Source organism: Dokdonella soli, from assembly GCF_039523175.1.
Classification (GTDB): Bacteria; Pseudomonadota; Gammaproteobacteria; order Xanthomonadales; family Rhodanobacteraceae; genus Dokdonella_A; species Dokdonella_A soli.
This window is the reverse complement of record NZ_BAAAEU010000032.1, coordinates 60,379-84,556: the sequence shown is the minus strand read 5'-3', so window position 1 is coordinate 84,556 and position 24,178 is coordinate 60,379. Positions and strand designations below refer to the sequence as shown.

Annotated in this window: 21 protein-coding genes; 7 read left to right on the top strand and 14 right to left on the bottom strand. The window is 65.5% G+C overall.

The annotated features are described in order from the left end of the window. Nucleotides 1-113 precede the first annotated feature (113 nt). Complete coding sequence (locus tag ABD002_RS19215; RefSeq protein WP_343794160.1) at nt 114-2,147, top strand: Ig-like domain-containing protein; 2,034 nt, start codon at nt 114-116, stop codon at nt 2,145-2,147. A 154-nt stretch (nt 2,148-2,301) separates the two neighbouring features. On the opposite strand, the gene ABD002_RS19210 is transcribed toward ABD002_RS19215, so the two are convergent. Continuing rightward, entirely contained in the window at nt 2,302-3,105 is an 804-nt protein-coding gene (locus ABD002_RS19210) for a UDP-2,3-diacylglucosamine diphosphatase (protein ID WP_343794158.1), read from the bottom strand. Between the two features lie 199 nt (nt 3,106-3,304). Here ABD002_RS19210 and ABD002_RS19205 point away from each other — a divergent pair, with 199 nt between their 5' ends. Both ABD002_RS19205 and ABD002_RS19200 read left to right on the top strand, forming a co-directional pair. Continuing rightward, nucleotides 3,305-4,498: a BtaA family protein gene (locus ABD002_RS19205; protein WP_343794156.1), complete on the top strand. Its 1,194-nt coding sequence runs from the start codon at nt 3,305-3,307 to the stop codon at nt 4,496-4,498. After that, nucleotides 4,485-5,225 (top strand): class I SAM-dependent methyltransferase, encoded by a 741-nt coding sequence (locus ABD002_RS19200; RefSeq protein ID WP_343794154.1) that lies wholly within the window; start codon nt 4,485-4,487, stop codon nt 5,223-5,225. Before ABD002_RS19205 ends, ABD002_RS19200 begins: the two co-directional genes overlap by 14 nt. 22 nt (nt 5,226-5,247) lie before the next feature. On the opposite strand, the gene ABD002_RS19195 is transcribed toward ABD002_RS19200, so the two are convergent. The 4 genes from ABD002_RS19195 to ABD002_RS19180 form a co-directional block, all read right to left on the bottom strand. Then, nucleotides 5,248-6,192, bottom strand: a complete 945-nt coding sequence (locus ABD002_RS19195; RefSeq protein ID WP_343794152.1) for an aldo/keto reductase — start codon at nt 6,190-6,192, stop codon at nt 5,248-5,250. Between the two features lie 116 nt (nt 6,193-6,308). Next, nucleotides 6,309-6,818: a C40 family peptidase gene (locus ABD002_RS19190; protein WP_343794150.1), complete on the bottom strand. Its 510-nt coding sequence runs from the start codon at nt 6,816-6,818 to the stop codon at nt 6,309-6,311. A gap of 389 nt (nt 6,819-7,207) precedes the next feature. Then, nucleotides 7,208-7,825: an SGNH/GDSL hydrolase family protein gene (locus ABD002_RS19185; RefSeq protein WP_343794148.1), complete on the bottom strand. Its 618-nt coding sequence runs from the start codon at nt 7,823-7,825 to the stop codon at nt 7,208-7,210. A 7-nt stretch (nt 7,826-7,832) separates the two neighbouring features. Further along, nucleotides 7,833-9,077 carry an aminotransferase class I/II-fold pyridoxal phosphate-dependent enzyme gene (locus ABD002_RS19180; protein ID WP_343794146.1) on the bottom strand — a complete coding sequence of 415 codons (1,245 nt, stop codon included), beginning with the start codon at nt 9,075-9,077 and terminating at the stop codon, nt 7,833-7,835. A 119-nt stretch (nt 9,078-9,196) separates the two neighbouring features. On the opposite strand from ABD002_RS19180, the gene rsgA reads away from it, so the two are divergent. Next, the gene (gene rsgA, locus ABD002_RS19175) at nt 9,197-10,273 is read left to right on the top strand and encodes a ribosome small subunit-dependent GTPase A (protein WP_343794144.1); all 1,077 of its coding nucleotides are present in this window, start codon (nt 9,197-9,199) and stop codon (nt 10,271-10,273) included. Nucleotides 10,274-10,362: 89 nt separating this feature from the next. Here rsgA and ABD002_RS19170 read toward each other — a convergent pair whose 3' ends face one another. Continuing rightward, nucleotides 10,363-11,979 carry a hypothetical protein gene (locus ABD002_RS19170; RefSeq protein ID WP_343794143.1) on the bottom strand — a complete coding sequence of 539 codons (1,617 nt, stop codon included), beginning with the start codon at nt 11,977-11,979 and terminating at the stop codon, nt 10,363-10,365. A gap of 111 nt (nt 11,980-12,090) precedes the next feature. Between ABD002_RS19170 and ABD002_RS19165 the strand changes: the two genes are divergently transcribed. Then, entirely contained in the window at nt 12,091-13,350 is a 1,260-nt protein-coding gene (locus ABD002_RS19165; protein WP_343794141.1) for a peptidase MATCAP family protein, read from the top strand. Nucleotides 13,351-13,404: 54 nt separating this feature from the next. Beyond that, entirely contained in the window at nt 13,405-14,751 is a 1,347-nt protein-coding gene (locus ABD002_RS19160; RefSeq protein WP_379989296.1) for an amidohydrolase, read from the top strand. A gap of 144 nt (nt 14,752-14,895) precedes the next feature. Here ABD002_RS19160 and ABD002_RS19155 read toward each other — a convergent pair whose 3' ends face one another. Next, complete coding sequence (locus ABD002_RS19155; RefSeq protein WP_343794137.1) at nt 14,896-15,441, bottom strand: DUF1697 domain-containing protein; 546 nt, start codon at nt 15,439-15,441, stop codon at nt 14,896-14,898. Between the two features lie 93 nt (nt 15,442-15,534). Continuing rightward, complete coding sequence (locus tag ABD002_RS19150) at nt 15,535-16,173, bottom strand: NADPH-dependent F420 reductase (RefSeq protein ID WP_343794135.1); 639 nt, start codon at nt 16,171-16,173, stop codon at nt 15,535-15,537. A 517-nt stretch (nt 16,174-16,690) separates the two neighbouring features. Between ABD002_RS19150 and ABD002_RS19145 the strand changes: the two genes are divergently transcribed. Then, nucleotides 16,691-18,979, top strand: a complete 2,289-nt coding sequence (locus ABD002_RS19145; RefSeq protein ID WP_343794133.1) for an NADP-dependent malic enzyme — start codon at nt 16,691-16,693, stop codon at nt 18,977-18,979. A gap of 81 nt (nt 18,980-19,060) precedes the next feature. Here the strand turns inward: ABD002_RS19145 and ABD002_RS19140 are convergent, their stop codons facing one another. The 6 genes from ABD002_RS19140 to ABD002_RS19115 form a co-directional block, all read right to left on the bottom strand. After that, the gene (locus ABD002_RS19140) at nt 19,061-19,726 is read right to left on the bottom strand and encodes a pentapeptide repeat-containing protein (protein ID WP_343794131.1); all 666 of its coding nucleotides are present in this window, start codon (nt 19,724-19,726) and stop codon (nt 19,061-19,063) included. A gap of 40 nt (nt 19,727-19,766) precedes the next feature. Next, the gene (locus tag ABD002_RS19135; RefSeq protein WP_343794129.1) at nt 19,767-21,065 is read right to left on the bottom strand and encodes a tetratricopeptide repeat protein; all 1,299 of its coding nucleotides are present in this window, start codon (nt 21,063-21,065) and stop codon (nt 19,767-19,769) included. After that, nucleotides 21,062-22,666: a DUF4384 domain-containing protein gene (locus tag ABD002_RS19130; protein WP_343794127.1), complete on the bottom strand. Its 1,605-nt coding sequence runs from the start codon at nt 22,664-22,666 to the stop codon at nt 21,062-21,064. The genes ABD002_RS19135 and ABD002_RS19130 overlap by 4 nt, the downstream gene beginning before the upstream one ends. Nucleotides 22,667-22,872: 206 nt before the next feature. Then, the gene (locus ABD002_RS19125; protein ID WP_343794125.1) at nt 22,873-23,235 is read right to left on the bottom strand and encodes a hypothetical protein; all 363 of its coding nucleotides are present in this window, start codon (nt 23,233-23,235) and stop codon (nt 22,873-22,875) included. A gap of 95 nt (nt 23,236-23,330) precedes the next feature. Further along, nucleotides 23,331-23,630, bottom strand: a complete 300-nt coding sequence (locus ABD002_RS19120; protein ID WP_343794123.1) for a hypothetical protein — start codon at nt 23,628-23,630, stop codon at nt 23,331-23,333. Nucleotides 23,631-23,728: 98 nt separating this feature from the next. Further along, complete coding sequence (locus tag ABD002_RS19115) at nt 23,729-24,079, bottom strand: hypothetical protein (protein WP_343794121.1); 351 nt, start codon at nt 24,077-24,079, stop codon at nt 23,729-23,731. Nucleotides 24,080-24,178 lie beyond the last annotated feature (99 nt).

Here is a 24,178-nt window from a genome sequence, read left to right as displayed (position 1 = left end):
CCAGCGCTGCGGACGCATTCCGGGGCACTCGATTCCGAGCTGCCGCTGGGCGAAGGCGCAGATCCTGTCCGGAAGCTTGCGAAGGGAAGACCGCACTGGCTCGGGAGGGTGTCATGGCTCGTCGTAAAATGCTGCCGATCGCGATCGGCTTCGCGTTGTCGTCCACCGGATTCGCGCAATCGAGCGCACCGCCACCGCCCGTCGATACGACGATTCCGCTCACGTATGTCGGATCGAATGCGCGCGTCTCGCTCGGCGTCGACCAGCACGGCGACGTGCTCGGTGAAGTCCTCGGCATCTTCGGCAAGACCGATGAGCACGCCTGGCTGGGTGAGCTCTGGCTCGGCCAGGGCGGTGCCGGCGGTGCGCAGGTCGACTATCACTGGCTGCGCGGCAGCATCGACGATGCGATCGAGCATCCCGACCGTCCCAGCGTGCTGAAGGTGTTCGGCGCGTTCGACCAGAACGCCTGGAAGGACCGCAAGGTTTCGCTAGGCTTGGGCTGGGAGAAGAACGATTTCTCGGTCGATGGCTACCTGATGCATGCGACGTCGGGCACGCGACTGGTCAACACGCGGTTGACCACCGACATCACGCAGCTCACCGGCAGCGACGCGCAGGGTGACTACACGCAGACGCAGACCATCGACACGCTGACCCGCGCGTTCGAGCATCCGTACGAGAACGGCATCGGCGCGCGCTTCGGCAAGTACTTCGACGAACCGCTGCTGCGTCTGCGCGGTGGCCTCGACTACGAGCGCGGCAAGTACAGCTCGGACCAGTGGACGCTGTCGCTCGGCCTCGACAAGTATTTCGCGAACAGCGGCTTCAGCGTGTCGCTGCTCGGCGAGAGCCTGCACAAGAGCGGCGATTTCGAGATCGACAAGAACGACACCCGCGGCTGGCTGCTGCTGCGCTATGACATCGGCCAGAATGCCCGGCCGCGTGAGCCCTACAAGATGGTCGAGGTCGAACGGCGTGCGCCGGACGCGGCGCCGGTGCCGGCCGAACCGCAGGTCATGCGCAACGAGGTCAAACTCGACGGCGACGCGTTCTTCAACTTCGACCGCTCCAACCTGAGGCCGGATGCGATCGCGGCACTCGATGAATTGATCGCGAAGCTGAAATCGCCGAGCCGCGTGAGCCGCGTCGGCGTGGTCGGCCACACCGATTCGGTCGGTTCGGTCGCGTACAACCAGAAGCTGTCCGAGCGTCGCGCGGACAGTGCGAAGCGTTATCTCGTTGCGCATGGCATCGCAGCCGACCAGATCGATGCGCGTGGCGAGGGCAAGCTGCATCCCGCCTATCCGAACGATACCGCGGCGAACCGGCAGAAGAACCGCCGCGTCGATATCGAGTTCCTGACCATCGAGGAAACCACGACCACGCCGCCACCGGCGCCGCCGCCGAAATCGGTCATGGAGTGGGTCAAGGAACCGGTCAAGGCGCCGCCGGCATGGATCGAGCGTGCGCTGCGCAATCCGGCCGAGCACAAGCGCACGGTCGACGTGTACCGCTTCGAGAAGACCACCCGCACGACCACGCTCGGCCCGAAGCAGTACCTCAACAAACCGCCGGTCGCGCGCGACGACAGCGCGACGGTCAACCAGAACTCGGTCGACAACCCGATCAATGTGCTTGCGAACGACAGCGATCCGGATGGCGATACGCTGACCGTGACCGCGGTATCGACGCCCGCGCACGGCAGCGCAGCCGTCGCCGCGAACGGCGTCACCTACACGCCGGCCACCGGCTATCTCGGTGCGGACAGCTTCACCTACACGATCAGCGACGGACGTGGCGGCACCGCGACCGCGACGGTCCACATCACGGTGGTCACGCCGAACCTGGTACCGGTTGCCGGTCCGCTGTCGGTACGCGTGCTCAAGGGTTCGTCGATCGACATCCCGGTGCTGCAGGCCGCGTCCGATCCGGACGGCGATCCGCTGACGGTGGTCTCGGTCAAGCACACCGGCCAGATCCCGGTGAACACGGTCAGCATCAATCCGGACGGCACCGTGCACTACCAGTCGATCCACGGCTGGTTCGGCCAGGACTACTTCGAGTACACGGTGTCCGACGGTCGCGGTGGCACAGCGACCGCAACCGTCTCGGTCTACGTGTACGAACTGCCGCCGCCGTTTTAGGCCGTATGCCTGAAAGCCCCTCTCCCTCGGGGAGAGGGCTTGGCCTGTCCTGAGCCTGTCGAACGAGGGGGAGGGTCCGGCGGAGTCGCGCAGATCATGGTTGCTTGGGGAGCGAGCCCTCCATGGCCCGCATGATCGCACGTCTTCAGCGCGTTCAGGCCGCCACCGGCAACGCAATCGATGCCGGGATGTCCGCCGCACGGTGCGCCAGCGTCAGCCGCTGCTCCGTCCAGTGCAGCAGTTCGAGCGCGCCATCGCGATGCTCGACCAGGGTCGTGCAGTGCTCGACCCAGTCGCCGTCGTTGAGGTAGAGCACGCCGTCATGGTCGTGCATGTGCGCGTAGTGGATGTGCCCGCAGATATGGCCGTCGAAGCCGTTCGCGCGCGCGTGTTCGGCGACCCTCGTCTCGAAGCCCTGGATGAAGCGCCACGCGGTCGCGATGCGACGCTTGATCATGATCGACAGCGGCCGGTAGCGCAGCCCGAAGCGGCGCAGCAGCGCGTTGCAACGCCGGTTCGTCGCGCAGATGAAGCCCTGCAGCACGTCGCCAAGCCTGAGCAGCCACGCCGGTGTCGCGGTGCTGCTGTCGTATTCATCGCCATGGCTGACCCGGTAGCGGCGTCCGTCTGCGCCGACATGCACCGCATCGAGCGCGAATTCGATGCCGGCGATGCGCTGTCCGGCGAGACGGCGCAGTTCGGCGTCGTGATTGCCGGGGATATAGGTGACCTTGGTACCGCGTGCGGCGATCGCGAGAATCTCGGCGACGACTGCACTGTGGCTGGCGTGCCAGAACGGCCGCTTCGCCATGTTCTCGAGATCGACGATGTCGCCGACCAGGTACAGGCGTTCGCACTGCATCGAGCGCAGGAAGTCGAGCAGATAGACGGCCTGGCAATCGGCGAGGCCGAGATGTACATCGGAAACGAACACGCTGCGAAACGAGAGTCGCGTCATCACGCATCCTCGCTGGGAGCCTGCCTAAGCGTAGGTCACTTCGATCTCGCCCCGGTTGCGCTGGCGTTGCATCACGGTGACAACGTCGCCGCGAGTCAGGCGCTTCGGGAAAGCGCGTATGTCGAACACATGGCTGTCATATCCAAAGGCTAGCGTCCGCACGGGAACGATCGCCTCGGATCGCCGCGAATCTCAACCGATGTCCACTCCGAATCTGCGCGACAAGCTCGACCAGAAGATCTTCGACGCGATCTACTCGCGCAGTCTGGTCTACAACACCTGCTGGGAAGATCCCGCGGTCGATCGCCGCGCGCTCGCACTCGGTGCGGACGACACCGTGCTGGTCATCACCAGTGCCGGCTGCAATGCGCTCGACTACGCACTGGAAGCGCCGCGGCGCATTTATGCGGTCGACGCGAACCCGCGCCAGAACGCGCTGCTCGAACTCAAGATCGCCGGCATCCGCAAGCTCGCGTTCGACGACTATTTCGCGATCTTCGGCGAGGGCTATCACGCGCGCTTCGCGGAGCTGTATCGCGGGCACCTGCGCAGCGAGCTGTCGGAGTTCGCGCAGACCTGGTGGGACCGCCACGGCAACTGGTTCACCAGCAAGCGCGGCAGTTTCTATTTTCATGGCCTCTCCGGATTGGTCGCGCGCGGCGTGCGTGCCTACTTCGCGACGCGTCCGCGCCTGCGTACCGCGATGGCGGACCTGTTTCGCGCGCGCGATGTCGCCGAGCAGCAGGCGATCTATGACGAGCGCATCGCGCCGCAGCTCTGGAGCAAGCCGGTCAATTGGGTGATCTCGCGACAGTTCGTGATGAGTCTGCTCGGCGTGCCGTATCCGCAGCGCAAGCTGGTCGAAGCACAGCACGACGATGGCGTTTCCGGCTTCATCCGCAGCGCGGTGCAATACGTATTCCGACAGCTGCCGCTCGCCGACAACTATTTCTGGCACGTCTACATGACCGGCCGTTACCGTCGCGATTGCTGTCCCGAATATCTCAAGGAGGCGAACTTTGCGCGGTTGAAGGAAGGGCTGGTCGATCGCATCGAGGTGCACACGACGACGGTGACGGAATTCCTGCATGAGCACGACGAACCGGTCTCGCGTTTCGTGCTGCTCGACCACATGGACTGGATGAGCTCCTACCATCCGGCCGCACTGGTCGAGGAATGGGAAGCAATCCGCACGCGCGCGGCGCCCGGTGCACGCATCCTGCTGCGCAGTGCGCAGGCGCGGCCGACGTATCTCGATGAGATACGCATCGGTCTGGATCACGTGCGACTGCGCGATGCGTTCCGCTTCATGGACGCCGAAGCCGACTCGCTGCAGCCACGCGATCGTGTGCATACCTACGCAGGGTTCGTGATCGCCGATGTTCCGGCTTGAAGCTCTGCGCGGCGATGCCGCGGTGCTGGCGCGCCTGCTGCGCGGGATGCCGCGCGGGGATTCGCATGCGCAGGCGCTGTCCGCGTTCTACGGCCCGCAGTCCGACCAGTACGACCGCTTTCGCGAACGCCTGCTCGCAGGCCGCGCGGAACTGATCGCCGGCCTGCCGTTGCCGGAACGCGCGCGCGTCGTCGAACTCGGCGGTGGCACCGGCCGCAACGCGGAGTTCTTCGGCGAACGGCTTGCGCAGATCGAATCGATCACGATCGTCGACCTGTGCGCGCCGCTGCTTGCCCGAGCGCGCGAGCGTGCACGCCACATTCCGCAGCTGTGTGCGATCGAGGCCGACGCCACGACCTGGCAACCCGCGCAGCCGGTCGATGCGGTCATCCTCTCGTACGCGCTGACGATGATCCCGGACTGGCGCCGCGCGATCGCAAATGCCATTGCGATGCTCAAGCCCGGCGGCGTACTCGGCGTCGTCGACTTCTACGTGTCGCCGGCGTCGCGCGAGGCCGGTGATGGCGTGCGTCACGGTGCGTTGACGCGCCGCTTCTGGCCGGCCTGGTTCGCGCACGACGGCGTGCGCCTGGACGCCGGGCATCTTCCGGCATTGCGGACGATGCTGCCGCAAAGCGAAGTCGTTGAGGCGCGTTCGCCGGTGCCGTACCTGCCACTTGCACGCGTGCCGTACTACCGCTTCGTCGGGCGCAAGCCGTTGAGTTGAGCGCGCGGTGCGCCGTTGCGGATCAGGCGCTCGCCTGGTCGAGGTGTGCGATGTCGTCGGGCGCCAGTTTCAGTTTCGTCGCACCGGCGAGTTCCTTGACCTGGGCGACGCTGGTCGCGCTCGCGATCGGCGCACTGATGCCGGGGCGTGCGATCAGCCAGGCCAGCGCGACCTGCGCTGGCGTCGCCGCGTGGCGTCGCGCGACATCGTCGAGCGCGGCGAGTACGCGCAGTCCGTGGCCATTGAGATACTTGCCGACCGACTTCGCGCGCGCAGCGCTCTTGCCGAGGTCGGCCTCGCTGCGGTATTTGCCGGTCAGGAAGCCGCTCGCGAGCGCGTAGTAGCAGGTCACGCCGATCTGCTCCTTGCGGATCAGCGGTTCCAGCTCGCTTTCGTAGTCCTTGCGAGCGACCAGGTTGTATTCGGGCTGCAATACTTCGTAGCGCGGCAGTCCGTGTTTTGCGCTGGTCGCGAACGCTTCGGAGAGCCGCGCGGCGCTGTAGTTCGACGCACCAATCGCGCGCACCTTGCCCTGTTCGATCAGTCGCGCGAACGCGCCGAGCGTGTCCGCGAGCGGCACCGAGGGATCATCCTCATGCGCGAAGTAGAGATCGATCATGTCGGTGCGCAGGCGTTGCAGCGATTCGTCGACGGCTGCCTGGATGTTCGCGGGCGAGAGACCGCGATGTTTCGGCCATTTGCCGACCTTGGTCGCGATCACGACCTGGTCGCGCTTGCCGCTCCTTGCGAGCCATTTACCGAGGATCGTTTCGGACTCGCCACCGTGGTTGCCGGGTATCCAGGCCGAGTAGACGTCGGCGGTGTCGATCAGGTTCAGGCCGGTGTCGACGAACGCATCGAGCACCGCGAACGAAGTCGGCTCGTCGGCACTCCAGCCGAACACGTTGCCGCCGAGTGCAAGTGGCTGCACGGGAATGCCGGATCGGCCGAGGTGATGCTTGCCCATCGCGCGATGCTCCCATGAGGGGTCGCTTCAATATGCGGGCAGTGCGATGAACTCAAAAGCGCCCGCGCACCCGGACGTGCAACGCGTCCGGGGGGATGGAAACCGAAGCGCCGGTTCTAAGAGAGCCCGTTCGGCCGCTTCGCGCCGATGAAACGCCGGGACCAGTACGACTCGTCGAGGCGGTCGATGCTGACCCGCTTGCCGGTCGACGGCGAATGGATGAAACGGCCGTCACCGAGATAGATGCCGACGTGCGAGACGCGCTTGCCGCGCGTATGGAAGAACACCAGGTCGCCGGTCTTCATGTCGGCGCGGTCGACCTTGGCGCCGGCGGCGAACTGGCTGGCCGAGTCGGACGGCAGGTCCTGGCCGACGCTGTGCCGGAACACGTAATGGACGAAACCGCTGCAATCGAAGCCGGTCGAGGGTTCGCGGCCGCCGCGGCGGTAGCGGATGTCGCGCAGCGTCACGGCGAAGTCGGTCAGCAGCTTGCGCAGGCGCGTACCGGCAGGAGCCGGCTCGGTCGACGCCGTGGCGGCCTGCGCCGGTTGCGCGGATTCCTCGGAAGGCAGGAATGCGCCGGACGCCGGCATCGCGGTCGAGGCGATCGCGGACGAAGCATCCATTCCCCAAGCGCCAATATCGACGCCTGACGCGGGCACGGCCAACGAATATGTACTGCAAGTCGCCAAAAAAGCGAGCAAAAACAAGGCTGTCATTCGTTTGAATGGCATCGGTGGTGCTCCCCTTTTGGGACCGCGAAGAGGCCGCCGGCTGTCTGGCCGACCTCGAGGAGCGGCGAACTTAGCAAAGGATTTTTGGGGAGTTGTTTGGCTTGCGTTAAGCCGGCGCTGATTTCGGGAGAATTTGTGATTCGGTACCGGTCCTGCCTGCGCACCGTGTTACGGAATCGCGCGCGCGGCTATGCTGGCGGCGGGCAGCCGGTATCCTGAAGCCGTTGTAGTTCAACCAGTTACCGGTTTGGGTTGCGCGGTGCGGATCCTGCGCGGCTCGCTCAGCCTGGGGCGAGCGAGCGCTTCGCCGCGTCGTGGATCGCCGCGGTCCAGCGTGTGTACTGCAGCGCCGACGGATGCAGGCCGTCGCCGACCAGCAGGTCGTCCGCGTCGCCGGCTTCGCGCGAGATTCCGGTCACGTCGACGAAGGCAACTTCGCGTTCCGCGGCGATCGCGCGCGCGGCCGCGTTGAACGCGTCGATCTGTGCGGCGATCCGCTCCGGATCGCGCCCGGGCTCGCGCGCAAACCGCGTCACGCCCCAGTCCGGAATCGAGACGACGAGGATGCGATCGGCGCGACCGCCCGCGAGCATGATCGCGCGAGCGAGCAAGGCACCGAATTCCGCGCGGTAGTTGTCGAGGTCGCGGCCGCGGTACTGGTTGTTCACGCCGATCAGCAAGGTGACCAAGGCGTACGGCGGCGAAAACGCCGCGGCATCCATCGCGGCAGACAGCTCGTCAGTGGTCCAGCCGGTTTTCGCGATGATCTCGGGCTCGCCGATCGCGATGTCGTCCGCGCGCAGCCGGTGCGCGAGTTGCACCGGCCAGCGCTCTTGCGGCGCGACACCTTCGCCGATCGTGTAGGAATCACCAAGTGCGAGGAAGCGGCAATCCGTCATCGGTGGATCAGGCCACGCGCCGCTTCGAAGCCGCGCGCTCCGCGGTGAGCACCAGTTCGCGCTCGATGCGTGCAAATGCGTCGTCGAGCACCACCGGTTCCGGCAGCAGGGTCACGCGGAAATGATTGCGCGCGGCGATGTTGAAGCTCGATCCAGGCACCAGGATCATGTGCTCGTGTTCGAGCAGCGCCAGCGCGAACGCCTCGTCGTCGAAGTCCGGGAAGCGCTCCGGATCGACACTCGGGAACGCATACAGCGCGCCTTGCGGCTGCACCAGCTGGAGGAACGCGCTGCGCGCGACGCCGTTGCAGATCGCCTCGCGCGCCGCGTGCAGGCGTCCGCCGGGTTGGGTCAGCGCGCCGATCTCGTTCGGCCCTTCCAGTGCAGGCTTGATCGCCCACTGCGCGGTGACGTTGCTGCACAGGCGCAAGGAAGCGAGCAGGTCGAGCGCATGCAGCAGATCGCCGAGGCGACGCGCGGCGCCGGTGACCGAGAGCCAGCCGACACGGTAGCCGCAGGCGAGGTGCACTTTCGAGAGGCCGCCGTAGCTGATGCAGGGCACCTCGCCCGCAAGCGGTGCGAGCGGTTCGAAGTGCGCGCCGTCGTAGAGCACGCTGTCGTAGATCTCGTCGCAGAGCAGGACCAGTCCGTGGCGTGCCGCGACCGCAACCAGCGCTTCGAGGATCTCGCGCGGATACACCGCGCCGGTCGGATTGTTCGGATTGATGATCACCAACGCCTTGGTGCGCGGCGTGACCAGCGCGGCGATTTCGTCCGGATCGGGCAGATGCGCGCGCTCCGGCGGACACGGGTAATGAACCGGCTGGCCGCCATTGAGGCGCGTCGCCGCGGTCCACAGCGGATAGTCCGGCGCCGGGATCAGCACCTCGTCGCCGGGATCGAGCAGCGCGCGCAGGCTGAGGTCGATCAGCTCGCTGACGCCGTTGCCGATGAACACGCGCTCGGCCACGGCCGCGGCGCCGTTGCGCCGATGCTGCGCAGCGACTGCTTCGCGCGCCTCGACGAGGCCTTGCTGGTGGCAATACGCCTCACTCTTCGGCAATGCGTTCGCGATCGCATCGCGCAGGTGCTGCGGCACACGGAAGCCGAACAGGCCGGGGTTGCCGATGTTGAGGCGCAGGACCGAATGGCCTTCGGCCTCGAGCTCGTGCGCGCGCCGGCTCAACGGGCCCCGGATGTCATAGCGCACTTGATCGAGGCGGCGGCCGACCGCGATGGCCTGGTTCTGCATGAAACGCTTCTCGCAAAATTTCGCGCGATGCTAGCAGCGCGCGTGCGACGCTGCACGCGACCCGGCCACGGAATCCGCACACCCCCATCGGGTCGTCGGGGCCGGCTAGAATCCGTCCGATGCCGCCCGTCGCCGACCTCGAACCGCGTCTTGCCCGCATCGGCTGGCGCGCGCAGCCGTTGCCCTCCGATATCGAGGCGGATCTCGCGATCGCGCGCGTGGTCGCGCAGCACCGCGCCGGCTACCAGCTGCACGACGGCGCGGCGATGTTCAATGCGCAGCCGGCCGCGCGCTTCCTGAAACGCGACCTCGACCCGACCGAACGCCCTGCGGTCGGCGATTTCGTGCTGGTCGCGCCCGGCACGCCGCCGACGATCGAGCGCATCCTGCCGCGCCGCACGGAACTGCGCCGAGGTGCGGCTGGCGAGAGCCATCAGCGCCAGATCATCGCCGCGAACATCGACGCCGTGCTCGTGCTGAATGGCCTCGATGGCGACTTCAATCCGGCGCGCATCGAGCGCTACCTGCTGCTGATCCAGGGCAGCGGCGCGACGCCGGTGCTGGTGCTGACGAAGGCCGACAAGGCGACCGATGCGAAGACCGCGCTGGCCGAGCTGCATCGGCGCATCCCTGGCGTTGCAATGTTCGCGATCAACGCGAAATCCGCGGACAGCGTCGCGCCGCTGCTGGCGTGGCTCGGACCGGGCCACACCGCGGTGCTGGTCGGCTCATCCGGCGTCGGCAAGTCGACCCTGACCAACACCCTGCTTGGACAGGAGCGCCAGGCCACCAAGGCGGTGCGCGAGCACGACAGCCGTGGCCGTCACACGACCACGCATCGCGCGCTGATCCCGCTGCCGTCCGGCGGCTGCCTGATCGACACGCCCGGGATGCGCGAACTCAAGCTTACCGGCGAGGAGGAGCTCGACCAGAGCCAGTTCGCCGACATCGACGAACTCGCGCAGTCCTGCCGCTTCGGCGACTGCGGCCACGTCAGCGAACCGGGCTGCGCGGTACAGGCCGCGCTCGCCGACGGTCGCCTCGACCCGGCGCGCTGGCGCAACTACCTGAAATTGCGCGACGAACTCGCCGCCGCCGCGGACACGCTGGAGGCGCAGATGCGGCGCAAGAGCGAATCGCGCGTGCTGACCAAGGCGCTGGGCAAGCGGCTCGGCGAGAAGTACGGCAAGCGCTGAACGGGTCACGGATTTGCCGGGACGGACCCATCATCGCCGCGGCGTGTCCTCCCCGCAGACACGTCATCGGCGAGCACTGCGATGCGTTGTCACTCGAAGTCGTCGTGAAAAATGAGATCAAGCTTTAGCCTGACCAGGCCGAAACGCTTGTCGTCACCGCTCCCAAGGGTTTGTCCGGCCCATCCGCCGAGCATCAGGCCGCCATTGGCGATCGCAATGTCAACCATGTTGTCGGTGTAGCTGGAGAATCCGAACAACCCGTACGAACGGCCATTGCCGGCACCGAAGCCGGTATCGAAACTGCCGTCCTGGTTGAGTCGGGCGACGCCGAAAAACTGGTTGGGTCCGTTGCTGTTGTCCCTTGCCACCGTGCCTCCGGCGAGGATGCGCCCGTCCGATTGCAAGGCGAGCCGGGTAGCGGCCTGTGAACCACCCGTAATCGCGTCGAGAATCAAGAATTTCTGCGCGACACCGCTGTTGAAAGCAGCATCCTGGCTGCCATCGGACAATAGCCGGTCCATCATCCAGAGCGCTTTTGTGTTGGTCGGATCGGTTGCGACGCCTGCGATCACGAGGCGGCCGTGGCGGTCCTCCACGATGTCATAGACGGCGCTTTGGGGGGCGAGCGCCAAATGCACGCGGCCATCGTGCGCGGGTCCGAATGTGATGTCGCGTTGACCATCGGGGCGCAGGCGGGTGATTGCCAGATTGACGGCGGGAGCGGCCGTTGTCCCGGTTGCGGCGTATCCGGCGAGAACGATTGCGCCGTCGCGCTGCAGCGTCATCGAAAGAGCCGCGTCGCTGTTGTCACCGGTAGGGCCGCCCAAATCGAACGCGACCGTCTGGTAACCGCCGTTTCCAAACGCCGGATCGAGCGCGCTGAAATCGGCAAGAAAACGTGCCACGGCCATATCCGTATTGCCATTCGGGCCGATCGCGCTGCCCGCCACCAGAATCTTCCCGTCCGCCTGCTGCAACCCTTTGACGACTGAACTGCGGGTGCCGTTGTACTGGAATTCAAAGAAGCCATAACCGCTGCCCACCGACGGGTCCAGCGCACTGCCGTCCGCCGTGAGCAATGCAAAAAATGCCTTGAGACCATCGGTTCCCGAGCCCATGAAAAGGAGGCGGCCATCGTTGAGGCGCAGCACGTCCGCAACCCTGGAGTTGTTGGGCCACGCGTTGAAGCGATCAAAGCGCAGATAGCCGACTCCGCCCGGACCGAAATTTCCGTCGTAACTCCCATCGGGTGTGAGCTGTGTCGCGCAGAACGTCGGTGCGTAATAGGTACCTCCGTTGGGGTCGGGCTCGGCTTTCGTGCAGGTCCCGGCCATCAATAGGGAGCCGTTCGGAAGTACCCGCATGACGGCCGCCCTGTCGTTGCTTTCCGGCGAAACATCGATCAGCAGACGTCCGCCGACGCCGAAACCTCCGTCGTAACCGCCGTCCTGCGCGAACGCGGGCGCTGCGCTGCCGAGGCCGACTGCCGCAGCGGCGAACCAGATCGCTGCACGTGAAGATCGCATTGCCCTCTCCTTTGCCTGAAAACAGAGACAACGGCCTGAGATCTGCGTTGCTCTTGAACCAGGCCGTCGTTCCTTCCCATACGGGAAGAGCAGATGAAAGCCGACATGCAGGTGATTCCGGTGATGGGATCTGGGCGAATTCCCCGGAATGCGCCGGCCAGCAGTGGTGGTGCGCGGCATCGCTGGTGACATGCAAACGCCGCGATCGACACGGGCGCGGGCGCGGGCCGACATCCTCCATCGCCGCGATCGCTCTGCTATTGTCGTGCCCAGCCACGAACGTACTTGCGCATGCCCGTCGCTGAATCCGCCGATCACAATGCCGAGCTGGACCAGCGCCTCGTCGCGGCGACGCGCGGCATCGGCCTGCTCGCGTCGGTGAGCTGGCCCGCATCGGCCGAGCTCGAGTTCATCGCGGCGTGGAAGGCGGGCAACGCGAGCCTGCCGCAGATCACCTATCCGGCCTGCGACTACGCGGCGACGCGCGAGGCGCTCGACGGGATTGCGGGTGCCGCTGATCCCGCACATCCGCTCGGTGACTACATCCGGCGCACCGCCGAATCCTGGCGTATCGCGACCGAACTGCTCGAGGCGATGGGCACGTCGGGGATCACCGAGCACTCGGCGAAGCTGTACGGTCGGCCCGATGACCGCGTGCCGGGCGCGACGCTGACCAATCTCGATGCCGCGCACCACTTCATCGCGATCGCCGACGAGTACAACAGCGGCGCGCCGCTTGACGAGATCGAGGCGGAGATCCCGGCCGAATCGCTGCAGGGCGAACTGCAGCAGAAGCTCGACGCGTTCTTCGGCGCGGCGGTGGTCAAGGTCGAGACCGATCCGGACCTGATCGCGAAGGCCGCGGCCGGGGCGACACGGATCCGCCTGCGCTCGGCGACGAACTTCTCCGACTACGACCGCGACCAGCTGCTCGCACACGAGGCCTTCGTGCATTCGCTGACCGCGTTGAACGGGCGCGCGCAGCCGCACCTGAAGTCGCTGGCGCGCTCGTCGCCACGCATCACTGCGACGCAGGAAGGGCTCGCGGTGTTCGCCGAGCTGATGTCCGGCTCCATCGACATCTCGCGCATGAAGCGCATTTCCCTGCGCATCCTCGGCATCGACATGGCGATCAGGGGCGCCGACTTCATCGACGTGTTCCGATTCTTCATGGACTCGGGCCAGAACGAGGCCGACAGCTTCGCATCCGCGCAGCGCGTGTTCCGTGGCGCGCCGGTGACCGGCGGCGCCGCATTCACCAAGGATGCGGTGTACCTGCACGGCCTGCTCTCGGTGCACACGTTCTTCCGCTGGGCGCTCAAGAATCAGCGCATGGCGCTGTGCCGCAATCTGTTCGCCGGCAAGCTGGCGCTGCATGATGTGATCGCGCTGGAACCGTATTTCGACAATGGCTACATCGCGCAGCCGCGCTACCTGCCGCCGTGGGTGCAGCATGCGCACGGTCTCGCCGGCATCCTCGCATTCTCGCTGTTCGCGAACCGGATCCGGCTGGATCGCGTCGAGGCGGAGGATCTCGTGCTCGGCCTGTGACGCCTTGCACGCTTCGCATGAAGTGTTGTTTAAGCGCTTGCGCTGTGGCCGGCGATGCGCTTCCATGCATCCTTCGCTTCCGACAGGAAATTGCCCGTGCGCAAGAATGTGATCGCCGCCGCGATGTTGCTCTCGCTCGCCGGTGCGAGCGCCGATGCCGCTGAAACCGCGCCGCAGATGATCCAGCCGCTGCTGCCCGGGATTACCGCCTGGCGGCGCGATCTGCACCAGCATCCCGAACTCAGCAATCGCGAAGTACGCACCTCGAAGGTCGTCGCCGACGAGTTGAAGAAGCTCGGCCTCGAGGTGCATACCGGCATCGCGCACACCGGTGTGGTCGGCATCCTCAAGGGCGGCAAGCCGGGACCGAAGCTCGCGATCCGTGCCGACATGGACGCGTTGCCGGTGACCGAGGAAGTCGACCTTCCGTTCGCGTCGAAGGCGAAGGGCGAGTATCTCGGCAAGCAGGTCGGTGTGATGCATGCCTGTGGCCATGACGCGCACACGGCGATGACGCTCGGCATCGCCGCGGCGATGGCGAAGATCCGCAAGGACTTGCCGGGCGAAGTGATGTTCATCTTCCAGCCGGCCGAGGAAGGGGCTCCCGCGGGCGAGGAGGGCGGTGCGCCGCTGATGGTCAAGGACGGCGTGTTCAAGAACTTCAAGCCGGATGCGGTGTTCGGCATGCACGTGGTCAGCGCATTCCCGGTGGGCGTAGTGGCTTTGCGGCCCGGCGGTGCGATGGCGAGTTCGGACACGTTCCGCATCACCGTGCACGGCAGGCAGAGTCACGGCGCGGTGCCGTGGAAGGGCGTCGACTCGATCGTGGTCGCCGCCGAGATCGTGACCAGCGCGCAAACCATCGTCAGTCGGCAGCTCGACATCAACAAGGACCCGGCGGTCGTCACCTTCGGCATCTTCAACGGCGGCCAGCGCTTCAACATCGTGCCCGATACCGTGCACCTGGAGGGTACCGTTCGCACGTTCGACGAGGACATGCGCAAGCAGACCCTGGCGAGCCTGAAGAACATCGCCGAGCACGTCGCTGCAGCGAACGGCGCGACGGTCGACACCGAGATCCCGACTCCGGGCAGCAATCCGGTCAATACCAACGATCCGGCGCTGACCGCGCGCGTGCGTGCCAGCCTCGAGAAGGTGCTCGGCAAGGAACATGTCGAGGAGGCGCAGCGCTGGACCGCGTCGGAGGATTTCCCGCAGCTGGCCATGAGCGTGCCGGCACCGAGCGTGTACTTCTTCGTCGGCGCGACACTGCCCGGAACGGACCCGGCAATCGCACCGACCAACCATTCGCCGAAGTTCTTCCTGGACGAGGGCGCTCTGGCAGTCGGCAGTGAGTCGATGTTGCAGGCGGCGCTCGACTACCTCGGTTACGCAGGCTGAGGACACCCGCCGGCTCGGGCGATTCGTGCCGACCTGTCGCAACCTTCCGGCCGGGTCGGCCGGAAGGTGCTATCGACGCGGAATGTGCAGCCGGACGGAAACGTACACTCAAAAACGGATTGAGGTCCTTTCCTTGGTGTGTCGTCAGGCGCTGTCGTCCTGCAGCAGCAAGCTCAGTTTTTCGACAGTGGACCAGTTGCGTGCCGTTCCGAGTTCGCCCAAGTTTCGACGCACTGCTTGGGCAAGCTTGCTTTCGATGACGCCGTTGGGGCACCACATGTAGACCGCGTGTTGCCCGACGGCGAGCGCCTCAGGCAACCAGCTCGTCTTGGCGAAATCCGCCAGGGCGGAGAGCGCCGAACTCTGTTGAGTGAAGACGACGAGAAGGCGAGAGGGATCCGTAGCAAGGTCCACGTGTGGATTACCGGAGGCTACCGAGGCGAACTCGGTAGCCGACTTGACGACGACCTGCGCGTTGACGTCCAACTCCGTGGCGAGAGCCTCGTGTATTCGATTCGCATGCGACTTGGGCGAACCCGAGGCCGAGTCGAACACCGCGTTGCCGCTGTTCAGTAGCGTGCGCACATTCGCGTAACCGAGCGAGCCGAGCAGCGTGCGCAGATCAGCCATGGCCACGCGCTTGGCTCGGCCAACATTGATGCCGCGTAGCAATGCGACATGACGTTTCATGTCCTGCGCCTGCCGACCTCGCTTTGCTGACGGCCCGGCCAATGCAAGGCGGTTCCCGGACTGCTGGCTGCAGCGACTTGCCGGGTACCCGCTTTACTTGAGCAACTTGAAAGCATGCGTCCACTCGTTGCGTAGAAAGCCGGGGATGCACCACAGCATGCACAGCGGTTCGATTGCACGGGCCGCCTCAACCTTGCCCATGTCCGCCGTTTCCCACCCAAACTGATCCAGAATGCCTTCAACGGTTTTCTTCGCCGTCTCATTGGCGCCGCAAATGAACATCGTGGGTTTGCCGCCCTGGAACGTCGGATTCACCATGCGCGTGTTGCCAACGGAATTGAAAGCTTTCACGAAGTGTGCATCTGGAAACTCACGCTGCAACCGTTCCATCAGGGATTCGTCGAGGTTGGTGAAAAACTTCAACACGCCATTGTGTGGAGGCGCTTCGGCCATGGGATTGGTTGCATCAATGATGGGCTTGCCGGCCAGATTGGCCGCGCCAGCGATACGCAGAGCATCTGCGGCGATCGTGCCTTTGACGGCCAAGACGACGACTTCTCCATAGTCTGCGGCATCGCCAAAGCTTCCGACGCGAGCTTTTGAGTTCTGCGCAGCCCAATCCTTCAGCTTCGCGGGATCGCGGGTTCCGATCACGACGTCATGGCCATGTTTGAGAAAGCCACTGGCCAGTGCCTTGGCCACGTCGCCCGATCCGATCACACCGATTTTCATAACACTACTCCTCGCAAACAGATTTTCTGATGACTAGCGCCTGAACTAAGGCAATGGGCCGACAAGGACGGTCGCCTTCGACGAATTGCCGGGCTGATGCTTTCTATGCATTTGGCTCAATCGCCAGACAGAAACCGAATAAGCGATAACCACGGCAATCGAGACGGCGCCGACTCTATTTTCTGGAAACAGGAACCACGCGCCGACAACCAGTGATGGCGTGTAAGTCAGTTCTGCGTGAAACATCTTGAGTGGGCCTGAGGCTTGGGTTGACACGCCGCACGAGGCTGAGGGGAGTCGCAATGACCCTTCGCGGCCCCATTGGAACAGTTGGGTCGAACGACTCCGCGAGCGGAATATAGCAAGCGGGAAACGCTCAACACCGTCGCGCACGGGTCACGTGTCAGCGCGTCTCCTTCGAGGGCGAGGGAACATCCGGTCGGCGCAAGCGCGATGCTATAGTCGCCCGCGTTGCCGCATGCGGTCGCCTGCGGCGTTTTTCCCTGTCGCAGCGAACATGTCGACCATCGAAGAACTCAAGATAGCCGCGCTCGAATACCACCGTCGGGCGCCGGCCGGAAAGATCAAGGTCACCCCGACCAAGTCCGTTGTAACCCAGCGCGAACTCTCGCTCGCGTATTCGCCCGGTGTCGCCGCCGCGTGCGAGGAGATCGTGCGCGATCCGGCGGAGGTCGCCAACCTGACCGCGCGTGGCAACCTGGTCGCGGTGATCACCAACGGCACTGCGGTGCTCGGCCTCGGCAACATCGGCCCGCTTGCGGCCAAGCCGGTGATGGAAGGCAAGGGCGTGCTGTTCCAGAAGTTCGCCGGCATCGACGTGTTCGACATCGAGATCGCCGAGAACGACCCGGACAAGCTGGTCGAGATCATCGCCAGCCTCGAGCCGAGCTTCGGTGGCATCAACCTCGAGGACATCAAGGCGCCCGAGTGCTTCGAAGTCGAGCGCAAGTTGCGCGAGCGCATGAAGATCCCGGTCTTCCACGACGACCAGCACGGCACTGCGATCATCGTCGGCGCCGCGGTCGTCAACGCGCTGCGCGTGGCCGGCAAGGACATCGGTGAGATCAAGCTGGTCTCGACCGGCGCTGGCGCGGCGGGCATCGCCTGCCTGGACATGCTGGTCAGCCTCGGCGTAAAACCGGAGAACATCTGGGTCGCGGACCGCCTCGGCGTGGTCTGGAAGGGCCGCAAGGAGGAGATGGATCCGAACAAGTGCCGCTACGCGCGCGACACGAACGCGCGCGTGCTCGACGAAATCATCGACGGCGCGGACATCTTCCTCGGCTTGTCTGCGCCGGGCGTATTGGAGCCGGCGATGGTCGCGCGCATGGCCGACCGGCCGATCATTCTCGCGCTGGCGAATCCGACCCCGGAAATCCTGCCGGAAGAGGCCAAGGCGGTGCGCCCCGATGCGATCATCGCGACCGGCCGTTCGGACTACCCGAACCAGGTCAACAACGCGTTGTGTTTCCCATACATCTTCCGTGGCGCGCTCGATGTCGGCGCTACCGTGATCAACGAGGCGATGAAGGTCGCCTGCGTGCATGCGATCGCCGAACTCGCGCGGCGCGAGGCCAGCGACGTCGCCGCGCGCGCGTATGGCGGCAAGACGACATCGTTCGGCCCCGATTCGATCATCCCGCAGCCGTTCGATCCGCGCCTGATCGTGCAGCTCGCGCCGGCGGTCGCCAGGGCCGCGATGGAATCCGGCGTCGCCACGCGGCCGATTGCGGATCTGCGCGCGTACTCGGAAAAGCTCAGCGCATTCGTATTCCGCACCACCTTGCTGATGAAGCCGGTATTCGCGCGCGCGAAGGCCGATCCGAGACGCGTCGTCTACGCGGAAGGCGAGGAGGAAACCGTGCTGCGCGCGGTGCAGCATGTCGTCGACGAGGGCATCGCCAGACCGATCCTGATCGGCCGCCCCGCGGTCATCGAGTCGCGCATCCAGCGCCTCAGCCTGCGCCTCCGGCCTGACATCGACTTCGAGTTGTGCAACATCGAGAGCGACCCGCGCTTCAAGGACTACTGGACGCTCTACCACGAGCTGATGCAGCGCCGCGGCGTCACGCCGGACAGCGCGAAGGCGATCGTGCGTTCGCGTGCGACCGTGATCGCCGCGCTGATGGTCCGCCGCGGCGAGGCCGACGCGCTGATCTGCGGCCTGGTCGGGCGCTACCACAAGAAGCTCAACTATCTGCGCGGGATCATCCCTCTTGATCCAGGCGTCGATGCGCCGTCCGCGATGAGCGTGGTGTTCAACGACCGCGGCGCGTTCTTCTTCCTCGACACGCATGTCGCGCTCGATCCGGACGCCGAACGCATCGCCGCGGCGACCGCGCAGGCAACCCTGCGCCTGAAGCTGTTTGGCATCACGCCGAAGGTCGCGATCCTCTCGCACTCGAACTTCGGCAGCCACGAGGACCCGAGCGCCATGAAGATGCGCAAGGTCGTCGAACTGCTGCGCGAGCATCTGCCGCGGGTCGAGATCGAGGGCGAGATGCACGCCGATACCGCCATGAACCCGGACGTGCGCGACCAGCTGTTCCCGAACTCGCGCCTGACCGGTTCGGCGAACGTGTTCGTCTGCCCGAACCTCGATGCCGCGAACATCGCGTTCAATATGACGCGAGTGATGACCGACGGTGTCGTGATCGGTCCGATCCTGATGGGCCTGTCCAAACCCGCGCACGTGCTGACGCCGGCCGCGACCGTGCGCCGCGTGTTCAACATGACCGCGCTGGCATGCGTCGAGGCGCAGATCCGCGCGCACGCTGGGGTGTGATGCGGCCCGCGCTGGGCGCGATCGCGATCTGATCACGCGTCACTCAGGCCGCCGGCTCGGCGGCCTGAGCGGGTGCCGTTCTCAGCGGCAGTTGCCGCGCGAGCCCTTCGCGCAGATGCGTCCGTCGACCCAGGTCGCATCGTCGAGCACTGCGTCGTCGAATTGCGCGTTGGTGATGTCGGCGCCGGCGAGGTTCGCGCTCTGCAGGCGTGCGCGGCTCAGGTCTGCATTCGTGAAGTCGGCATTGCGCAAGTCCGTCGCGCTGAAATTCGCACCGGCCAGATTCGCGTTGGTGAAGGCGATGCCGCGAAGGCGCTTGCCTGAGAAATCGGTGTCCTGCAGGTCGGCATTGACGTAGGTGTTCGTGCCCGACGCGACATTCGGGTGCGTGTACACGGTGGTCTTGCCGTTGTGCGTGACCACGGTTTCGTCACGCACAACCGTGGTGTCGGCGCCGAGCGTCTGCTCGGAAACCGCGCCCGCGCCCTCGGCATGGTTGATCACGGTACCGTCCACCACGGTCGTTTGGGTATTGCCCGAAGGCGCGCGATGCGGCTTCTGCGCGGGATGCCGCACGGGTTGGTGATTCGTATCGCCGGTAATCACCTTGGCCGCGCCAGCCTTGCTGGAGATCTCGGTGTCGCCGGCCTGGATGCTGACGTCGCCACCGTTCACCTCGATGGATTGCGCACTGATCACGGTCGGTGCCGCGCCGATCAGCGCGAAGAGGATCGTATTGAGTTTCATGACGAGCACTCCTTTAGGGTTTGCGAGCAGGAACAATGGGTCAATCAGGCAGGTGGCTGCCGCGGTCGCGCAGGCCGCGCGCTCGTTGCAGCGCGTCGGCATTGGCCGGTGGCTGGGCGGCGGGGGTCGTTCCGGCAGAGGGCGCAACGGAGGCACCGGCCCCGATCGTCAGCTGTGGGTCGGCGAGTGCGCTGGCATGTTGCTGGGGTGGTGCGGGCGCAGCGGTGCCGCCGGCAGGAATCTGTGGCTTGAGATCGAGCAAGCCGTCCAGCGCTTCGTCGTAACCTGCCGCATCGGGCAGCGCGCCGTCGTTCTGCGGCAATGCCATGTGCGACAACTCGAGCATCCACGCCGAGCTGATCGGCTCGGCCGGCGTCGAGCGCGACAGGATCAGCGACAGCATGCGTTGAGCCGGCGCGCTGCCCTGGTGCGCGGCGAGCCGGTACAGCCGCACGGCTTCGCCGTAGTCCACCTGCACGCCGTCGCCGCGGTGATAGTGGCCGGCCAGCGCATACGTTGCGCCGGCGTCGCCGGCCGCCGAATCGGCGCGCTGGCGCTGCAATGAATCGCCGCGTTGCAGCGCCGCCTGCGCGGACTCGTCAAGGTGCGCGAGATTACGGGTACTGGCGCGGCTGCCGCGCGCTGCGGCCTGCTGGTACCAGAGCCGCGCTGTGGCGGCCTGGCCGTTGCGCTCGTAGGTGACACCGAGCGCATTCGCCGCGATCGGGTCGCCCGCGCTGGCGGCTCGTTCGAGCAGGTCGCGTGCGGCCTGCGTCGCGCGCGCGCCGCCAATGTCGTCCTCGAGCAGGCTCTGCAGATAGAACGCGCGCGCATAGCCGACTTGCTGGGCGATGTCGAAGTAGCTGCGCGCGCGATTCGGATCGCGCGCAACGCCCCAGCCCTTGGCTAGCAGGAAACCCGCAGCCATCATCGCGCGCAGGTCGCCGAGGTCGGCGGCCTGGCGGAAGCGGCGATATGCCTCGCCGTCACTGCGCGCGACGTCTTCGCCGTTATGGTAGATCCAGCCCAGGCGCAGCATCGCTGCGACGTCCCCTGCGTCTGCCTGGCGGCTCAGCGCGGCCAGCTGCTGACGCATGCGCGCGCTGAGTTTCTTCGCAACGGGCGCATCCCCGAGCGGTGCGGTCGCTGCGGCTCCCGGCTCGGTGGACGTCGCAGCGGGAGGTGGTGCCGGCTTCAGCACCACTTCGGCGTGGGCCAACGCGCCGCAGGCGAGCAGAGCAAGCAGCACGGCGCGCTGAAGGACGGCGGCGCCGGGGCGGCTGACAGTCCTGCGTTCCGCGTCGAGCACAGCGATCGGGAGCGCGCGACCCCGCGTCATCGCATCACTTCCCATTGCAGCGCCTGCGTGCCGGTGTGTGCATCCTGCGCGACAGCGAGGACGCGTTGCTTCAGCGCTTCCATGTCGGCGACACCCTTGATCCGTTCCAATGGACCCGCGCCCAATGCCTTGGTCAACTCGCTGGTGATGTCGTTGCTTGCGGCGAAGCAGGAGGCGCTCTCCTTGCCAGCGGCGGTCATCTCGATCGTGAAGCTCTGCGGATTGGAGATGTCCGGGATCAGCACGGAGCGGTGCGCCTGCACTATTGCGGCGTGCTGGAACGGATTCGGATAGATCTGACTCAGCGCACCCTTGGCGTCCCTGTAGTAGCAATAGAGAAAGGCGGACTGATCCGTGCTGACGTTGAGCAGGAGCGCTTCGCCGAGCGTGAACTTCGGTTCCCTGCGGCCAAGCGTGATGTCGACGCGGATCGGCTTGGCCTGGGCGGTCGCGAACTCTGCCTGGCCGTTGCGCGGCTGCGTTGTAAGCGCGCCGGCCGTCGCGGGACCACCCCAGCCGATGCGCAGGAAATGGTTGTTGCCGTCGCTGGCAACATAGTTTTTCATCAGGCGTTCGTAGGTTTCGAAATTGAGGTTGCCGGAGGCGGTGGCCAGGTGATCGGCCTGATACAGGCTCAGCGCATCGTGCAATGCCGGAGAGGGGCGTCCGTCGACCTCGCCCTTGTAGTAGCCGAGACTGCGCAGGCCGGTCTCGAACACGCGCACGCGCTCGGTCTCGTCCATGTCGTCGTACCACGCACGCAGCTGGCGCTGGAATTCCGGATGCGTCTGGTCGAGCGCGAGGCATTGCCAGTACGGCACGCGCGCCCACTTCCCCGCGAGTTCGATCATGCCCAGATCGACGAGCGTGCGGATCGCCGGTCCCACCCCCTGCGACAACGTCGATCCCAACGTGAACTGCACGCCAGCCTTCTTGATGCGCGCGCCGGCATCGAGGCCGGTGCCCTTGTTGCCGGCGACCAATTCGTTGGCGGAGTCGACCCCGGTGAGCAGCGTGCGCGTGCCGAAATCGCCGAGATGCAGTTCGAGCCCGAGCACGGTCGTGATGAGGTCATCGGAATAGCCGAACTCCCAGTTCTTGGCCGAAGCGCCGATTCCGGCGTTGTGGATCAACACGTTCTGGTCGACGTAGGAAATCGCGCCGGACACATAGATGGCCGGCTTCGGAATCGCCATCTGCCCGGACGGCAGCATCAGGCTGGTCAGGGTCTGCACCGTGTCCTGACGCAGCGGATCGATTTCGAAGTCGACGACACGGAACGCGTTGCTGGTGCGCGACATCTGTGACAGCGCGGTGATGATTATTTCCTTGGTCGCGACCGACGCCTTGCCGGAAGGATCGCCGATCAGCTTGCTGGTGATCAGCGTGGTCGGCACATGGTTCTGCTTCAGCATCTCGTCCATGCAGGACAGGCCGTCGCTGAAGCTGCTGATCGCGCGCACCGGTTCCGAGATCGGCCGGCTTTCGATGGTCGACGATTCGATGTAGGGCCGGTCGCGGCGGATATTCGGCGTGCATCCCGCCAGCAGGGTGAGTCCGGCAACGATCAGAATTGGCGGCAGCGAAAGAAATTTGGTCATGAGCAGTCGGGGCTGGGTGGGGGGATGTCCGGTACCTGCACGTGGATGAATGCAGTTGCCGGGTGGCTGCGAACCTTTGGATTGGTCACGAGCGCCGGTCGCGCGAGCGACCGCGCCGCGCAGGAATCACGCGGTCCGGCGGCGCGGCATCGCAGCGCGTGCGGGTACGGGGCGCTGCGGTGTCGGCGATGCCAGCTTGCCTGTGCTTACTTGCAAAGGCTGATGATGTCGCCGCTCACCACGACGATGTTGTCCTTGCGACTCTGCGGTCCGTAAGCATTCTGTTGTGGTCCGTACTGGCCGACCGGTGCGGTATTCGCGGGAACGCCGACATTGGTCGTGCATACGCGCGCACCCACGGTCGAGGGCACCATGGTCGTGCTCGTTGTCTGGCCCGTCGAACCGTAGCCGAGCCAGCGCTTTGACTCCACGTTCAAGACCTTGGCGCGATCGAGCGGACTCATGTCGCGACGTTGAGCCAGCTCGCCGCCTGCGAATGCGGGCACTGCACAACCACAAAACAGCGGGACGAGGGCGAGGGCGAGAACTCGGTTCGTCGGCTTGCTCATGACTGTTCTCCAGGGAATGAAACAGCAGGGGAGCCGATAGCTCCCCCGCAGCGTGTGCGACCCTTTCGGGTCGCGACACGAGACTACAGCGCGGATCACTTACCGTCGTTCGACGACAGGTTCTGCTCGGCCTTGGCGCCCGGGCCGATCGCGGCGTTGAGCACCGCGCCTTGCACCTTCGTCGACTGCTTGTTGTCGCCGCCGATGTTGACCTTGCCCTTGTTCGAGGACAGGTTCTGCTTCGCCGAAGCGCCCGGACCGATCGCGGCGTTGAGCACCGCACCCTGCACGGTCGTGCTCTGATCGTTCTTGCCCTTGATCTTGACTTCGGCCATGGCCGAGCCGCAGAACACGAAGGCGCCGATTGCAAGGATGGCAAACGCACTCTTGACCATTTGTGCAACTCCTTGTTGGTGGAACCACGTCTTGCGTTGAGGGCGGACGCGGCGCGTCCACCCCGGGGACACCCGTCGTTTCAGGCTGACGAGTGGTGTTACTCCTTGCCCGTGCTCACCGAACCGATGTTGATCTCGGATTTCGAGCCGGGTCCGCTCGCGCTGTTCACGATCGCTCCGCCGACGACGACGTGCTGCTTGTTGCTGCCACCGACGCGGCTGTTCACGACTGATCCGACATTGATCCGCGCGGTGCCGCCGGTCGTGGCGGTGTTGATCACGGCTCCCTTCACGACCACGACCTGTTCGTTGTTGCCGCCGACGCTGGTCGCCTGCCCGACGGATGCCGCGTTGGCGGCGCAGGTGGCAAGCAAGAACAGTACTGGGATGATTCCACGGAGCGTGGAGCGGATTCCGGCGGCAGGCGCGGCGGATCTGGGTGTCTGCATGTTCTATCCTCCTTGAGACCGAATGTATTGACGCCCAAGTCATTCCATGGAGCGTGGCGCGAGTGCGTTTCGGTACATACCATCAGCGATCAGGGTGAC

Excerpts from the sequence above, each read along its gene's own strand:
- ABD002_RS19145 (WP_343794133.1), top strand. The coding sequence starts at position 16,691 with ATGTCGACCATCGAAGAACTCAAGATAGCCGCGCTCGAATACCACCGT.
- ABD002_RS19155 (WP_343794137.1), bottom strand. The coding sequence starts at position 15,441 with ATGAAACGTCATGTCGCATTGCTACGCGGCATCAATGTTGGCCGAGCC.
- ABD002_RS19165 (WP_343794141.1), top strand. The coding sequence starts at position 12,091 with ATGCCCGTCGCTGAATCCGCCGATCACAATGCCGAGCTGGACCAGCGC.
- ABD002_RS19125 (WP_343794125.1), bottom strand. The coding sequence starts at position 23,235 with ATGAGCAAGCCGACGAACCGAGTTCTCGCCCTCGCCCTCGTCCCGCTG.
- rsgA (WP_343794144.1), top strand. The coding sequence starts at position 9,197 with ATGCCGCCCGTCGCCGACCTCGAACCGCGTCTTGCCCGCATCGGCTGG.
- ABD002_RS19215 (WP_343794160.1), top strand. The coding sequence starts at position 114 with ATGGCTCGTCGTAAAATGCTGCCGATCGCGATCGGCTTCGCGTTGTCG.
- ABD002_RS19185 (WP_343794148.1), bottom strand. The coding sequence starts at position 7,825 with ATGACGGATTGCCGCTTCCTCGCACTTGGTGATTCCTACACGATCGGC.
- ABD002_RS19200 (WP_343794154.1), top strand. The coding sequence starts at position 4,485 with ATGTTCCGGCTTGAAGCTCTGCGCGGCGATGCCGCGGTGCTGGCGCGC.
- ABD002_RS19190 (WP_343794150.1), bottom strand. The coding sequence starts at position 6,818 with ATGGATGCTTCGTCCGCGATCGCCTCGACCGCGATGCCGGCGTCCGGC.
- ABD002_RS19195 (WP_343794152.1), bottom strand. The coding sequence starts at position 6,192 with ATGGGCAAGCATCACCTCGGCCGATCCGGCATTCCCGTGCAGCCACTT.
- ABD002_RS19135 (WP_343794129.1), bottom strand. The coding sequence starts at position 21,065 with ATGACGCGGGGTCGCGCGCTCCCGATCGCTGTGCTCGACGCGGAACGC.
- ABD002_RS19160 (WP_379989296.1), top strand. The coding sequence starts at position 13,405 with ATGCGCTTCCATGCATCCTTCGCTTCCGACAGGAAATTGCCCGTGCGC.
- ABD002_RS19140 (WP_343794131.1), bottom strand. The coding sequence starts at position 19,726 with ATGAAACTCAATACGATCCTCTTCGCGCTGATCGGCGCGGCACCGACC.
- ABD002_RS19205 (WP_343794156.1), top strand. The coding sequence starts at position 3,305 with ATGTCCACTCCGAATCTGCGCGACAAGCTCGACCAGAAGATCTTCGAC.
- ABD002_RS19115 (WP_343794121.1), bottom strand. The coding sequence starts at position 24,079 with ATGCAGACACCCAGATCCGCCGCGCCTGCCGCCGGAATCCGCTCCACG.
- ABD002_RS19150 (WP_343794135.1), bottom strand. The coding sequence starts at position 16,173 with ATGAAAATCGGTGTGATCGGATCGGGCGACGTGGCCAAGGCACTGGCC.
- ABD002_RS19180 (WP_343794146.1), bottom strand. The coding sequence starts at position 9,077 with ATGCAGAACCAGGCCATCGCGGTCGGCCGCCGCCTCGATCAAGTGCGC.
- ABD002_RS19170 (WP_343794143.1), bottom strand. The coding sequence starts at position 11,979 with ATGCCGCGCACCACCACTGCTGGCCGGCGCATTCCGGGGAATTCGCCC.
- ABD002_RS19120 (WP_343794123.1), bottom strand. The coding sequence starts at position 23,630 with ATGGTCAAGAGTGCGTTTGCCATCCTTGCAATCGGCGCCTTCGTGTTC.
- ABD002_RS19130 (WP_343794127.1), bottom strand. The coding sequence starts at position 22,666 with ATGACCAAATTTCTTTCGCTGCCGCCAATTCTGATCGTTGCCGGACTC.
- ABD002_RS19210 (WP_343794158.1), bottom strand. The coding sequence starts at position 3,105 with ATGACGCGACTCTCGTTTCGCAGCGTGTTCGTTTCCGATGTACATCTC.